This is a genomic window from Streptomyces sp. NPDC111628, from assembly GCF_055635195.1.
Genome location: NZ_JBVKBZ010000006.1, coordinates 672,089 through 685,484, shown reverse-complemented (window position 1 = coordinate 685,484; position 13,396 = coordinate 672,089). Strand labels below are relative to the sequence as shown.

Below are 13,396 nucleotides of genomic sequence, written 5' to 3'. Positions count from 1 at the left end.
CCGTTGGCCCAGGGCGTCAGTCGAAGGTCTCGACGTACTCCTCCGACGGTCCGAGGTCGGGGCCCTCGTGCAGGGTGAGGCGGTCACCGAGGCGTTCGAGTTCGAGCACGGTCAGGGTGTTGTCGCCGGGGCGCAGGAGCGGACCGGGCAGGTAGAGCGTGGTCTGGGGGCCTATCTCCCAGTAGCGGCCCAGCAGGGTGTCGTTGACCCAGAGGAAGCCCTTGCCGAACCCGGGCAGGGCGACGAAGGTGTCCGCGGGCTCGGCCACGGACAGGACGGCGGTGGCGAACCCGGCGCGGCCGTCCGAGGGGGCGGCGGCCGCGGCGCGTGCCGTGTCCCGCGGTGTCCACGTGTCGAGCGGCAGCGGACGCATCGTCCAGCCGTGCACCAGCCGGCGCTCCACCCGTACCCCGCCGAGGATGCCCTTCCCCTGGCCGAGCAGCGGACCGTAGTTGATCCGTCCCTGGTTCTCCACCAGCAGCGCCAGCCGGACTTGTACTCCGGTGCCGGTGACGGTGAACGAGGCGCTCTCGCGGTCCAGTACGGCGACGGGTGCGCCGTCGACGAAGACCTGGGCGCGGTCGTGCAGCCCCGTGACGGTCACCTCGTGGTCCCCCGGCGGCAGCAGCGGCTCGGCCTCGTAGAGCACCAGGCCGGAGGCCAGGGACAGTTCCTCGAAGCTCAGCGGCACCGGTGCGGACACCGGTTCGGACACCGAGCGCAGCGCGTCGAGCAGGGCCGCGTGCCGGGTGACCGGCAGGTCGCGAGGGGCCAGCAGCGGTGGGTCGGCGGGCAGCGGACGCCGGGCCGCGGCGTCGTCGAGCGCGGTCAGTCCGTCCCGCAGGGCGAAGAACTTCGGGGTCAGGGCGCCGTTCTCGGCGATGGGGGCGTCCGAGTCGTAGCTGGTGACGGTCGGCCGGATGGTGCCGCCCTCGTGGTTGGCGCCCGCCCACAGTCCGAAGTTGGTGCCGCCGTGCGCCATGTAGAGGCTCACGGAGCCGCCCTCGTCGAGGATGCCGCCGAGGTCCTCGGCGGCGCTCCGGGCCGGCCGGACGTGGTGTTTGTCGCCCCAGTGGTCGAACCAGCCGTTCCAGAACTCGGCGCAGAAGAAGGGCTCCCCGGGCCGGCGGGAGCGGAGCAGCGCCGCGGCCCGGTCGGGGCGTGAGCCGAAGGTCGCCGCGGCCAGTTGGCCGGGCAGGGCGCCGCCGTCCTGCATCAGCGGGGTCGGTCCGTCCGCGGTGTAGAGCAGTTCGGTGATGCCGCGGGCGACGAGGGCGTCGCGGAGGTGGCGGACGTAGGGCCGGTCGTCGCCGTAGCTGCCGTACTCGTTCTCGATCTGCACGGCCACGACGGGTCCGCCCCGGCCGGCCTGGAGTTCCGCGATGCGCGGGACGAGCGCGTCGAACCAGCGGTCGACCGCTTCGAGGTAGGGGCCGTGGGACGTGCGCAGCCGCATGCCGGGAGTGCCGGTCAGCCAGGCGGGCAGACCGCCGTTGTCCCACTCGGCGCAGATGTAGGGACCCGGCCGCACGACGACGTCCAGCCCCTCTTCCTGGGCGAGCCGGATGAACCGGGCCAGGTCGCGCGGGCCGTCGAAGCGGATGTCGCCCGCGGTGCGCTCGTGGAAGTTCCAGGGGACGTAGGTGTCGACCGCGTTCAGGCCGAGGGCGGCCAGCCGCCGGAGCCGGTCGGCCCAGTGCCCGGGGTGGACCCGGAAGTAGTGCAGCGAGCCCGCCAGGAGGCGGTGCGGTCGCCCGTTCCGCAGAAGGGTGCCGTCGGCGTAGGTGAGGGTGGATCGCTGCACGGTTTCCTCCTTGACCATCGATAGCTGTGACTATGGCAGATGATGTTATCGATGCCAATCCTCTCTCTGACGCGACCAGCAAGGCGGCATCGAGGGCGGCCGGGAGGACTCTGGCATCGCTATCAGGACCCCCGCGGTGCACTCTCGATCTCCTGCGCCTCGGCCTCCCGATCGGGAACTTCCTTACAACACAAGGGCGTTGAGGCCGTTGCGGGGCTGAAGAGGAGTGGACATGACACGGGAGCTCGCGCGGAATCCGTGGCGGCTGCTGCTGATCGAGGACGACCGGGAACTGGTCGTCATGCTTTCCGACGTACTGCGGGACGAGGGCTACGCGGTCGATGTGGCGACCGACGGCCAACGGGGCCTGCATCTGGGCCTCACCCGGCGCTACGACGTGTTCGTCGTCGACCGGCGGCTGCCGGTCCTTGACGGTCTCGACCTGCTGGGCCGGCTGCGCACCCGCGCGGTCCGCACCCCGGCGCTGATGCTGACCGCGATGGGCACCGTGCACGACCGGGTCGACGGCCTGGACGCCGGCGCCGACGACTACCTGGTGAAACCGTTCGAGCTGGACGAACTGGGAGCCAGACTGCGGGCGCTGTGCCGGCGTTCCCTGGAGGGCGGTGACGTCCTGCGAATCGGTTCGGGACGTCTGCACGTCGGGCGGCGCGAGGTGGAGGCCGCGGACGGCGAGCGGATCGCGCTCGCCGCGCGGGAGTTCGCCCTGCTGTGGGTGCTCGCCTCGCACCCCGAAGCCGTCCACACCCGCGCGGAGCTGCGCCGGCTGGTGTTCGAGGAGGCACCCGCCCCCTCCATCGTCGACACCTATGTCTACTACCTGCGCCGCAAGCTCGGCCGGCAGGTGGTGCGCACGGTGCACGGACTGGGCTACCGCCTGGGGTCGTTGTGAGCGCCTCGGCGTCCGGGGAGCGGGCGGCCGTCCGCCGGGCCCGGCTGCGCATCGCCGTACTGACCGGAGCGATCATCACCCTGCTGGTCACCGTCGTCGGCGGGGTCGCCGACACCGTCATGACGCGGGCGCAGAGCGACCAGGTGTGGCGGGAGCTGCGCTACGGCGCGGAGCGCGGCGACCTGTCCAGTCCGCCGGTGTGCACCTGGCTGTTCGCGCGCGGCGCGACGCCGTTGGCCAACGCCCCGGCGGGCTTCCCCGTTCGGACCGACATGCGGCGGGTCCGCCGGACCCGCGAGGCGGTGGAGCGCACGGTGCGACGCGACGACACCCGGTATCTGGTGCGTACGCAGGTCAGGGCGGACGGGAAGGTCGTGCAGGCGGTGTTCGACCTGCGGTTCCAGCTGGCCGACCGCCGGCACCTGTGGTTCGCGCTGGGCGTCGCCGAGCTGGTGGGTCTGCTGGCCGCGGCGGTCACCGGGGTGGTCCTGGGGCGGCTCGCCGTGTCCCCGCTGGCCGAGGCGCTCACCCGGCAGCGCCGGTTCGTCACGGACGCCAGCCACGAGCTGCGCACCCCGGTCACCCAGGTGTTCACGCGGGCGCAGCTGCTGGCACGGCAGGCGGCGGCGCAGGACCTGCCCGCCCGGCACCGCGAGGGGCTGACGCGGCTGGTCGGTTCGGCCGGCCGGCTGGGCGAGGTGCTGGACGACCTGCTGTTGTCCGCGAGCCTCGCGGCGGGCCCGGCGCGGCCGTCGGAGCACCGGCCGGTCGACCTGGTGGCGCTGGTCCGTGCGGTGGTCGCGGAGGAGGCGGACCGGGTGCGGGAGGGCCGTCTCACGGTCGTCCTGGACCCTCCGCCGCACCCCTTGTCCGTCGACGGGGTCGAGTCGGCGCTGCGCCGGGCCGTCGGGGAGCTGCTGTCCAACGCCGTCGGCCACACCCCGCCGGGCGGGCGCATCGAGGTCGCCCTGGCACGGGTGCGCGGGACGGTCACGCTGACCGTCGCGAACACCGGGAAGGGCTTCGACCCCGCCGAGGCGGAACGGCTCTTCGAGCGGTTCCACCGGGGCGGTTCCACCGGCCGCTACGGGCTGGGGCTCGCGCTGCTGCGGGAGGTCGTCACCCACCACGGCGGTACGGTCGCCGCGACCGGACGCCCCGGGCACGGCGCCCTGTTCACCATCCGGCTCCCCCTGGGCGGTCCCCCGGCCGTCTCCGTCCCGCCGCTCCGGGGCCGGGCGCCCCGCCTCCTACCACGCCGGGTCAAGGCCGGGCGTACCTGACCAGCAGGCGGGCGGCGGCACGCACGTCCGAGTCCAGCGGGCGGTCCGGGTCGACCGGGGGGATCGCGTCGGCAAGGGCGTCCAGGAGTTCCCCGCACCGGGGTGCGGTGGGGCGGCGGGCTCCGACGTGGGCGGCCTGGCGCAGGCCCAGGGCGAGCGACCCGCACAGCAGGCCGAGCAGCTCGGCCGTGTCGTGGGCGCGCAGGGCCGCCTGCGTGCCGAACGGGACGACGTCCTGGTTGTGCAGGTTCGTCGGCAGGCTCTGCATGCCGGCCGGGGTCGCGGCGCGGCGGATCTCCGCCACGAACGCGGTGGTGGCCAGCTGCACGCCCTGCAACCCGTGCTGCGCCCCGGGTTCGGTGGCGAGCATCGGCGGCAGCCCGCCGTTGCGGGCCGGGTCCACCAGGAGGTCGAGCTGGCGTTCGGCGAGGTTGCCGAGCTGGGCGGTGACGGCGGCGAGCAGGTCGGCGGCGAAGGCGGCGGGCTGCCCGAAGAAGTTGCCGCCGTGCACGACCTTCCCCACGGCCGCGTCCTCGGTGCCGGTGCCGGTGCCCGTGCCCGTGCCCGTGCCCGTGCCCGTGCCGGTGCCCGCGCCCGTGCCGGGAAAGAACAGCGGGTTGTCGCTCACCCCGGCGAGGTCGGCGGCGACGACTCCGTCGACGTGGCGCAGCGCGTCCTCGGCGGCGCCCAGCAGCTGCGGGGCGCAGCGGATGCTGTACGGCTCCTGCAACGGCCGGGTGCCGGAGGGCGTGCCGCCCGCCAAGGTCCGCCGCATCCGTCCGCCCACGTCGACGGTGCCGGGGTGGCCGTAGGCCCGCAGCAGGTCGGCGTCGAGGAAGCCGGTGTCGCAGCCGAGGAGGTCGGTCAGCAGGCAGGTGAGCACGGTGAGCGAACGGTGCGCGGCACGCACGGCGTCGAGGGCCAGCGCGGTGGCCGCGGTGGTGAGGGAGGTGCCGTTGACCAGGGCGAGCGCGTCGCGTCCGTCGAGGGCGAGGGGGCGCAGTCCGGCGGCGGTCAGCGCGTCGTCGGCCGGCATCCGGTCGCCGTCCAGGTAGGCGTGGCCCCGGCCGCGCAGTGCCTGGGTGGCGTAGGCGAGCGGGATGAGGTCGCCGCTCGCGCCGACGGAGCCGTAGCGGGGGACGGCGGGTGCGAAGGTGGTGGCGAACATCGCCGCGAGCCGGTCGACCACCCCGGCCGACACCCCCGAGAGCCCCTGGGCGAGGGAGCGGGTGCGCAGCAGCAGGGCGGCCCGGACGATCCCGGGCGCGAGGTCCGGTCCCTGGCCCGCGCCGAGGTGCGCCAGGGTGTTGTCGCACTGGTCCGCGTCGTCGGTGCGGCCGGCGTAGCCGACGAGGGCGCCGAAGCCGGTGTCGGCGCCGTAGATCCGGCGGTCCGCGCCGCCGGGTCCGTGCCGCAGCGCGTGGAAGAGACGGCGCCCGCGTGCGACGCGGGCGCGGGCCTCCTCGTCCACCGTGACGGTGAGGGGCAGCGCCGCGCGGCGCAGGGCGGCCGGGTCCAGGGGGCCGGAGAGCGGGACGGTGTCCGTGGGTGTGTCCGTGGGTGTGAGCACACCGGGGAACGTAGGCCGGGGATCTCAGAACGCTCTGAAATCCCGTGGCTACCTTCCGTGCCATGAGCCATGACTGCCATGACTACCTCATCATCGGAGCGGGCCCCGCCGGCCTGCAACTCGCCTCCTTCCTGGAGCGGGACGGCGCGGACTACGTCGTCCTGGAGCGCGGCGGCGTGCCGGGCGCGTTCTTCACGCGCTTCCCCCGGCACCGCAACCTGATCTCGAACAACAAGGTGCACACCGGGTACGACGACCCGGAGCTGCGGCTGCGGATGGACTGGAACTCGCTGCTGAGCGACGACCCGGAGCTGGTGTTCACCCGCTACAGTCCCCGCTACTTCCCGCCCGCCGACGACCTGGTGCGCTATCTGGCGGACTTCGCCGACCGGACCGGGGTTCGGGTGCGGTACGACACCGCGGTGCGGCACGTCACCCGCGACGCCGAGGGGTTCACCGTCACCGATCAGGCCGGGACCGAGTGGCGGGCCAGGCACCTGGTGGTCGCCACCGGCATGCCCGTGCCGAACCTGCCGTCGATCCCGGGCGTCGAGCTGGCCGAGCGCTACGACACGATCGACACCGACCCGGCGGGCTACACCGACCAGCGGGTGCTGATCGTCGGGCGGGGCAACTCCGCGTTCGAGACCGCCGAGAACCTGATGGAGAACGCGGCGGTCATCCACGTGGCCGGCTCGGGCTCGCTGCGCATGGCCTGGCGGACGCACTACGTGGGCCACCTGCGGGCGGTCTACAACAACTTCCTGGACAGCTACCAGCTCAAGTCCCAGAACGCCCTCCTGGACGGCCGGGTGCTGGACATCCGGCGGGACGCGGACGGCTTCCGGGTCCAGTTCGCCTTCGAGCGCAACGAGGACGTCGTCAAGGACCTGCGCTACGACCGGGTGATCGTGGCGACCGGGTTCCGCTGCGACGTCTCGCTCTTCGACGAGACCTGCACGCCGGACCTGATGGTCGACGGCCGCTTCCCGGAGCTGACGCCCCTGAGCGAGTCGGTCAACGTGCCCGGCCTGTACTTCGCCGGGACGCTGATGCAGGGCCGGGACTTCCGGAAGGCCACGACCGGTTTCATCCACGGCTTCCGCTACATGGTGCGGGCCCTGCACCGGGGACTGCGGCAGCGTCACCACCAGGAGCCGTGGCCCGCGACGGAGTTGGGGGGCACCACGGAGCGGGCCGTGGACGCCGTGATCGGCCGGGTCAACCGGTCCTCGGCGCTGTGGCAGCAGTTCGCCGTCCTCGGGGACCTGCTCACGCTCGCCCCGGACGGCACGATGCGCTACGCCGAGGAGGTCCCGGTCGCCCATGTGCCGGACGCCGTCGCCGCCGGGGACTTCGGCGACGTCGAGGCGCACGCCGTGATCACCCTGGAGTACGGCAGGGACCACGACCTCGTGGATCCCTTCGACGTGAGTGCCGGCCGCGGGTCCCAGTACGACGTCTCCGGACTGGACGGCCGCTATCTGCACCCGGTCGTGCGCTGGTACCGGCAGGGCGCGTTCGTCGCCGAGCACCACCTGGCGTCGAACCTGGAGAACGAGTGGGACAGCGAGGAGTACCACCGGGCCCCGCTGCGGGCGTTCCTCGCCGCCCGGCGCGACGCGGTGGCCCCGGTGGCGCCGTGACCCTCCGCGAACTGCACGACGCGGCGCGCGCGGCGCTCGACCCGGTCCACTACGACTACGTGGCGGGCGGCGCGGGCGAGGAGCGCGCGCTGGCCGCCAACGGGCGGGCGTTCGACCGGTACGCGCTGCTGCCCCGGGTACTGCGCGGTGCCACGCGGCGGGAGACGGCCGTGGACCTGCCGGGCGCCCGGGGCGCGGCGCCGGTGGTGGTCGCGCCGACGGCGTTCCACCGGCTGCTGCACCCGGACGGGGAGCGGGCCACGGCGCGGGCCGCCGCGGCCGAGGGCGCCGTCCTGGTGACGGGCGTCGCCGCGACGACGGCGGCGCCGGCCGTCGTCGCGGCGGCCCGGGAGGCGGACCCGTACGCGGCGGTGTGGTTCCTGCTCTACCCGCACCCGCGCCGGGAGGTCACCGAGGCACTGGTGCGGCGGGCCGAGGAGGCGGGCTGTTCGGCCCTGGTCGTCACCGCCGACTCGCCGCTCCTGGGCCGGCGCACCCGGGACCTGCGCAACGGGTTCGACGACCTGCCGCCCGGCTGTGCCGCGGAGAACATGCGCGACCTGCCCGGCGCCCCGCCGGGCACCCTCACCGACATCCCGATGCATCCGGCGGCGTCCTGGCGGGACTTCGCGGAGACGGTGGGCATGACCTCGCTGCCCGTGTGGGTCAAGGGGGTGCTCCACCCGGCGGACGCGCGACTGGCCGTGGAGCACGGCGCGGCGGGCGTGATCGTCTCCAACCACGGGGGCCGCCAGTGCGACGCCGCCGCGGCGTCCGTCGACTGCCTGCCCGCGGTCGTCCGGGCGGTCGCCGGTGCGGTGCCGGTCCTCCTGGACGGCGGGGTGCGCCGGGGCGGTGACGTGGCCGTCGCGCTCGCGCTGGGCGCGGCGGCCGTCGGCGTGGGACGCCCGGTGCTGTGGGGGCTGGCCGCCGAGGGCGAGGCGGGCGTCCGCGAGGTGCTGCGGACGCTGCTCGACGAGTACGACCACACGCTCGCCCTGTGCGGCGGGCGCCGCAACGCCGATCTGGGTGCCGACATGGTCGTCCGCGGGGACGCGGCGTGGTGACGGGACGCGGCGTGGTGGGCGGCGCCCGACGGCCCGCCTCGTGGTGGCTGCCGCGCACCGTGGTGGCGTTGCGGGTGCGCGTCTTCGAGAAGGTGAACGGCGACCGGGTGGTGACCCTGCCGGGCGCCGTCCACGGCCCCGAGGTGTTCGAGCGGGTGTACGCCCATCCGGCCGCGAACGGCCGGAGCGCGGGCGCGGGCCTGTCCGACCTGTTCTGGTACTGGCTCGCGCCGGGACCCGAGGTGCACCAGGAACACCTGGAGCCCGGGGAGCGCTACGAGGAGGTCGCCGCGACGACGCGGCGCATCCTCGCGGGCTCCTCCGCCTCACTCGCCGAGGCGGCCGGTCGGGCCGTCGCGGACGTCCTGGACACACTGCCCGGCACCCGCGTCAGCCTGGTGCGGCTGCGCGACCTGCTGATGCCCGCGTGGGCCGCCTTCGCCTACGAGCTGGTCTTCCGCAGGCCCTGCCCGCCGCACGCCCGGGACCTGATCACCGCGCACGCCGACGACGTGATCACCGCCCTGAAGTGCACCGGCCTGCGGCACCCGCGGCGAAGGGCCCGGCTGACGGCGTACCTGCGCGAGCGGATCGCCGCCGGGGACGTGCCGCACCGGCTGCCGTCCTCCCTCTCCCCGTCCGAGCAGGCGCTGTATCTGCAAGGGACGTTCTTCAACACGGCGGTCGTCCAGCTGTCCGAGGCGACCGCGCACGTCCTGCTCGCCCTGGCCCGCCACCCGCGGGTGCAGCACCGCCTGTCGGAGGACCCGGACGACGACCAGTACCTCGCGCGGGTCGTCGACGAGACCCTGCGCCTGTACCCGCTGTTCGGGATCGCCCACCGCATCACCACGGACGAGGTGCCGCTCGACGACACGACGGTGCTGCCCGCCGGGTCCGTGGTGTGCTTCAGCTACCCCGACTACCAGGCCACGGGCCACGACCGGCCCGACGAGTTCGATCCGGACCGCTGGTCGGACCCCGCGGTCAGGAAGGCCCGGTACATCCCGTTCGGGGTGGCGGCGAACCGTCCCTGCCCCGCGTGGCGGGTGTCCCCGATCGTCCTGCGTGCCGCGGTGCGCGAGGTGCTGCACCGCTTCCGGCTCGACTCGACGGCCTCGCACACCCGCTCCAACCCGCACCGCGCGCCCTGTCTGCTGATCCCCCGCCAAGTCGCCCCGGGGCGGCGCCGACTGGAAACCGTGCGCCGGTTCGTCCGGCTGCGCGACGCCGTGGAGGACGTCACCCGGGGGGTGCGGCAACTGGTGCTCGGCACGTTCATGGTGCTGCACGCCCGTCGGCTGCGCCTGGCGGGCCGGTACTTCGAGGAATCACGCTCCGGACGCTGTCCGGTCGCCCACGACAAGGAGAGCAACGGATGAGCACCACGGAACTGGGCCCGGCCTTCTTCCTCTCGGTCGTCGTGATCCTCGCCGTCTGCCGGGTCGTCGGCCGGCTGCTGCAGACGGTCGGGCAGCCGCCCGTCGTCGGTGAGATGCTCGCGGGCGTGGTACTGGGCCCGTCGGTCCTGGGCGCGCTGCTGCCCGGCGTCGAGTCGGCCCTCTTCCCCGCCGAACTGCGGCCGGTGCTCTACGTGGTGGGGCAGATCGGGCTGGTGGCGTTCATGTTCCACGTCGGCTGGGACTTCCGCGCGGACCGGCTCCGGGGTGTCGCCCGGTCGGCCGGGCTGGTGTCGGCGGCGGGGCTGGTGGTGCCGATGGTGCTCGGGGTGGTGCTCATCGCCGCCGTCGGCGAACGCACCGGCGCGCTCGCCCCGGACGTGTCGCTGACGGTGTCCGGTCTGTTCGTCGGCGTCGCGCTGGCCGTGACGGCGTTCCCGATGCTGGCCAGGATCATCGCCGAACGGAACCTGGCGAAGACGCGGTTCGGCGCCCTGTCCCTCGGGGCCGGCGCGGTCGACGACGCCGCGGCCTGGGTCCTGCTCGCCGGGGTCTTCGGCATCGCGGGCGGCAGTGCCGGGAAGGTCTCGGTGGCCGTCGCCGGGGGCCTCGGCCTGATCGCGGTGCTGGCCGTGGGCGTGCGGCTGCGCGACCGTACGGCGCTGCTCGCCGAGCGCACGAGCGCCGACCAGCTCCTGCTCGCCCTCGTCGGCGTGCTGTTCCTGATCGCCTGGTACACGGACGTCGTCGGGCTGTACGCGGTGTTCGGCGCGTTCAGTCTCGGTGTCGTCTTCCCCCGCTCGGAGCGGCTGGACCGCACGGTCGGGACACTCCAGCCGGTGGGCGCGGTCTTCGTTCCGCTGTTCTTCACCTACTCGGGGCTGAACACCGACTTCACCCTGCTGGGTTCGGGCCCGGTCCTGCTCTTCACCGCGGGGTGCGTGGTGGTCGCGGTCGTCGGCAAGTTCGGCGCCTGCTGGCTCGCGGCGCGGGCGGCGGGCGAGCCCAACCAGGTCGCCCTGCGGGTGGGGGCGCTGATGAACGCGCGCGGGCTGATGCAGCTGGTCGCCCTCAACCTGGGGCTCGCGGCCGGGATCGTGACGCAGGCGATGTTCAGCGCCCTGGTGGTGGTCGCCATCACGACGACCGTCATGGCGACGCCGCTGCTGGCCCTGCTGGACCGGCGGGACCGGGTGCGCGCCGGTCGTCCGCGGGATGCCGTCGCGGTCGGCGGCCGGTGAAGCGGGGGCCGGTGAACGGGCTGTTGGTGAACGGGGAGTTGGTGAACGGGGAGTTGGTGAACGGGGAGTTGGTGAACGGGGAGGGCCGGTCCGGCCGGTCAGGTCCCTCGCGTCAGCCGCCGCTTGTCCGGCTTCCCGGCGGCGGTGAGCGGCACCTCGTCGATGAGGGTCAGGCGCGTCGGCGCGCAGGCCTCGCCCAGCCGCGCCGCCACCAGCGCGCGAAGGTCGTCGAGAGCGGGTCCGCGATCGGCCGCGGGCACGACGAAGGCGTGCACGGCCTCCCCCGTGGCATCGTCGGGCACGGCGACGACGTACGCCTCGGCCACCGCCGGATGCCGGGCGAGCAGCCGCTCGATGGGACCGGCGTAGTGCACGTTGGCGTCCACGATGACCACGTCCCGGACGCGTCCCGAGAGCCACAGCCTGCCCCGGGCGTCGAGGCTCCCGAGGTCCCGTGTGCGGACCCAGCCGTCCACGAACACCTCGTCGCTGAGCGCGGGCTGCCCCCAGTACCCGGCACCCTGCGAGGGCGTGCGGACGAAGATCTCCCCCTCGGTGCCGGCCGGGACGGGGCGGCCGGAGGGGCCCCGGACCTCCAGGTCGACGGGCGGCACGCCGAGCGAGCCGGGCGGGTCGGCGGGCGTGGCCATGGAGATCATGCCGGTCTCGGTCTGTCCGTACCCGTGGAAGACGACCGGTCCGAGCACCTGTTCGGCCGCGCGCGCCCGGCCGGGTTCCAGCGGCGAGCCGGAGACCATGAGCGCGCGCAGGCCACCGAGGTCGACGGACGCGGAACGCAGCTCCGTCACCAGCCGGTTCAGCCGTCCGACCGTGATGACGCTCGCGGTCGCCCGGTGGCGCACGAGGGCCCCGGGGAGGTCGGGCGGGTCGGCGGAGACCAGGACGCCGCCGGCGGCGAGTGCGAGCAGGCCGTACTCGAGCATCACCTGGCTGGCCAGGGTGCCGAAGACCAGGAACCTGTCCAGCCGGCCCGCCAGCTCCCGGACCGCCGGCGGCCAGTCCTGCGGCCGCAGCGCCCAGGCCGCCGTCATCGCCCCGTACGTCTGGGCGCACGCCTTGGGAACTCCGGTGCTGCCGCTGGTGTGGATGAGCCGGGCGACGTCCTGCGGCCGTGCCGGGACGCGGGGCCGCAGACCGTCGTCCGGCGCCGCGAGCAGCTCGCCGAGCGGCAGGACGGCACCCGGCGGCCGGAATTCCGCTCCGCCCGGTGCGCCGGGCCGGTCCGTGACCGTGACGGCGACCTCCGCGTCACGCAGGAGGGCCGCCTGCTGGTGGTCCGTCATGCCCGGCCGTACCCCGACGACGCGGGCTCCGACCGTGTACGCGGCGATGACGGCGGCGAAGGCCTCCGGACCGACGCCGAGCAGCAGGGCCAGGCCACGGCCCGGCCCGAGGCCGCGCTGCCGCAGGGCGGCCGCCACCCGCCGGGTCATGCCGAGCAGGTCCCGCCCGCTCACCTCCCGGCCGCCGTGCTCGAAGACCGTGCGGTCGCCCGCCGCGTCGAGGAGGTCGAGGACTGCACCGGGGAACTGCTCCGTCATGGCGCTCCTTCACGAGACCGGTTGATCGCACACCCGGCCGGACGCTAACGGCGCGGTATCAGAGAACTCTGAGATGCGGGCCGGCGCACGCGGCTTCCGGTGCGTACGCCGGCCGGCCGCCCCGGGGGCCGAGACGGAGCGCCACGGCGGTTCAGCAGGCGCCGAGGTCCTCCCAGACTCCCCATGCGCCGGTGGTGCCGGGCTCCTCACCCGTCACCCACCACTTGGCACGCCAGGTGTGGCCGTCGTGGGAGACGGTCTCGCCGCCGTTGTAGACGCTCCCGGCGCTCCAGGCTCCGGCGACGCAGTCGCCCGGCTGGTCGCCGCCGCCGTCGTCTCCCCCGCCGTCGTCACCACCACCGTCGTCACCTCCACCGTCGTTTCCGCCGCCGATGTTGACGTCGATACAGGCGTAGAAGGCGTTGGCGGTGTCGGCGATGTTCCAGACCGCGAGCACCTTCTGCCGCCCGCTGAACCCGCCGAAGTCCAGCTAGTGGCTGACCGACGCGGGAGGCAGAGCGCCGTGCCCGTCGAACTGGGCGATCTTCTGGTCGCCGATGAAGTACTGCCAGTTGCTGGTGGCGTGCCGGGCCTCGATGGTCCAGGTGAAGGTGTGCGTGGTGCCGATCGGTGTGACCCGCCAGCCCTTGCTGTCGTCGTCCAGGTCGGCCCACCGGGCGTCGCCGCCACTGCAGTTGCGCAGCCCCTTCGGGCCCTCGACGCTCGCCGGTTCCCACTTGATCTGACCGCACTGCACCACGCGGTTGGCGCACTGGTCCTGTCGGCTCCCCGGCGAGACAACCCAGCCGTGGGCGCTCGCGGTGGGCGCCGGCAGACTCAGGGCCACCACGGGAGCGACCAGCGCTCCCACGGCGGCGGCCACTCGTCTTTTCATGCGCATGACATCACT

General features: G+C 74.2%; 9 protein-coding genes and 1 pseudogene. 6 read left to right on the top strand and 4 right to left on the bottom strand.

From position 1 onward, the window contains the following. Positions 1-16 precede the first annotated feature (16 nt). Positions 17-1,822, bottom strand: coding sequence for a glycoside hydrolase family 35 protein (locus ACZ7MF_RS32480; RefSeq protein WP_471481834.1), 1,806 nt, complete (start codon positions 1,820-1,822; stop codon positions 17-19). Positions 1,823-2,036: 214 nt separating this feature from the next. Here ACZ7MF_RS32480 and ACZ7MF_RS32475 point away from each other — a divergent pair, with 214 nt between their 5' ends. Both ACZ7MF_RS32475 and ACZ7MF_RS32470 read left to right on the top strand, forming a co-directional pair. Beyond that, complete coding sequence (locus ACZ7MF_RS32475) at positions 2,037-2,717, top strand: response regulator transcription factor (RefSeq protein ID WP_471481833.1); 681 nt, start codon at positions 2,037-2,039, stop codon at positions 2,715-2,717. Further along, on the top strand, positions 2,714-4,000 hold the full coding sequence (locus tag ACZ7MF_RS32470; RefSeq protein ID WP_471481832.1) for a sensor histidine kinase: 1,287 nt from the start codon (positions 2,714-2,716) through the stop codon (positions 3,998-4,000). The genes ACZ7MF_RS32475 and ACZ7MF_RS32470 overlap by 4 nt, the downstream gene beginning before the upstream one ends. On the opposite strand, the gene ACZ7MF_RS32465 is transcribed toward ACZ7MF_RS32470, so the two are convergent. Then, on the bottom strand, positions 3,981-5,570 hold the full coding sequence (locus tag ACZ7MF_RS32465) for an aromatic amino acid ammonia-lyase (protein WP_471481831.1): 1,590 nt from the start codon (positions 5,568-5,570) through the stop codon (positions 3,981-3,983). The genes ACZ7MF_RS32470 and ACZ7MF_RS32465 overlap by 20 nt on opposite strands. A 62-nt stretch (positions 5,571-5,632) precedes the next feature. Between ACZ7MF_RS32465 and ACZ7MF_RS32460 the strand changes: the two genes are divergently transcribed. Genes ACZ7MF_RS32460 through ACZ7MF_RS32445 form a run of 4 tightly spaced genes read left to right on the top strand, consistent with a single transcriptional unit; the run spans position 5,633 to position 10,924 of the window. Further along, positions 5,633-7,216, top strand: a complete 1,584-nt coding sequence (locus ACZ7MF_RS32460) for an NAD(P)-binding domain-containing protein (RefSeq protein WP_471481830.1) — start codon at positions 5,633-5,635, stop codon at positions 7,214-7,216. Then, on the top strand, positions 7,213-8,283 hold the full coding sequence (locus ACZ7MF_RS32455; protein ID WP_471481829.1) for an alpha-hydroxy acid oxidase: 1,071 nt from the start codon (positions 7,213-7,215) through the stop codon (positions 8,281-8,283). The genes ACZ7MF_RS32460 and ACZ7MF_RS32455 overlap by 4 nt, the downstream gene beginning before the upstream one ends. Further along, positions 8,277-9,665 (top strand): cytochrome P450, encoded by a 1,389-nt coding sequence (locus ACZ7MF_RS32450; RefSeq protein ID WP_471481828.1) that lies wholly within the window; start codon positions 8,277-8,279, stop codon positions 9,663-9,665. The genes ACZ7MF_RS32455 and ACZ7MF_RS32450 overlap by 7 nt, the downstream gene beginning before the upstream one ends. Continuing rightward, on the top strand, positions 9,662-10,924 hold the full coding sequence (locus tag ACZ7MF_RS32445; RefSeq protein WP_471481827.1) for a cation:proton antiporter: 1,263 nt from the start codon (positions 9,662-9,664) through the stop codon (positions 10,922-10,924). The genes ACZ7MF_RS32450 and ACZ7MF_RS32445 overlap by 4 nt, the downstream gene beginning before the upstream one ends. Positions 10,925-11,022: 98 nt before the next feature. Here ACZ7MF_RS32445 and ACZ7MF_RS32440 read toward each other — a convergent pair whose 3' ends face one another. Further along, positions 11,023-12,486, bottom strand: coding sequence for a class I adenylate-forming enzyme family protein (locus ACZ7MF_RS32440; protein WP_471481826.1), 1,464 nt, complete (start codon positions 12,484-12,486; stop codon positions 11,023-11,025). 151 nt (positions 12,487-12,637) lie between these two features. Then, positions 12,638-13,387 (bottom strand): annotated as a pseudogene (locus tag ACZ7MF_RS32435) (lytic polysaccharide monooxygenase). Between the last annotated feature and the right edge of the window lie 9 nt (positions 13,388-13,396).

Excerpts from the sequence above, each read along its gene's own strand:
- ACZ7MF_RS32475 (WP_471481833.1), top strand. The coding sequence starts at position 2,037 with ATGACACGGGAGCTCGCGCGGAATCCGTGGCGGCTGCTGCTGATCGAG.
- ACZ7MF_RS32480 (WP_471481834.1), bottom strand. The coding sequence starts at position 1,822 with ATGGTCAAGGAGGAAACCGTGCAGCGATCCACCCTCACCTACGCCGAC.
- ACZ7MF_RS32440 (WP_471481826.1), bottom strand. The coding sequence starts at position 12,486 with ATGACGGAGCAGTTCCCCGGTGCAGTCCTCGACCTCCTCGACGCGGCG.
- ACZ7MF_RS32445 (WP_471481827.1), top strand. The coding sequence starts at position 9,662 with ATGAGCACCACGGAACTGGGCCCGGCCTTCTTCCTCTCGGTCGTCGTG.
- ACZ7MF_RS32460 (WP_471481830.1), top strand. The coding sequence starts at position 5,633 with ATGAGCCATGACTGCCATGACTACCTCATCATCGGAGCGGGCCCCGCC.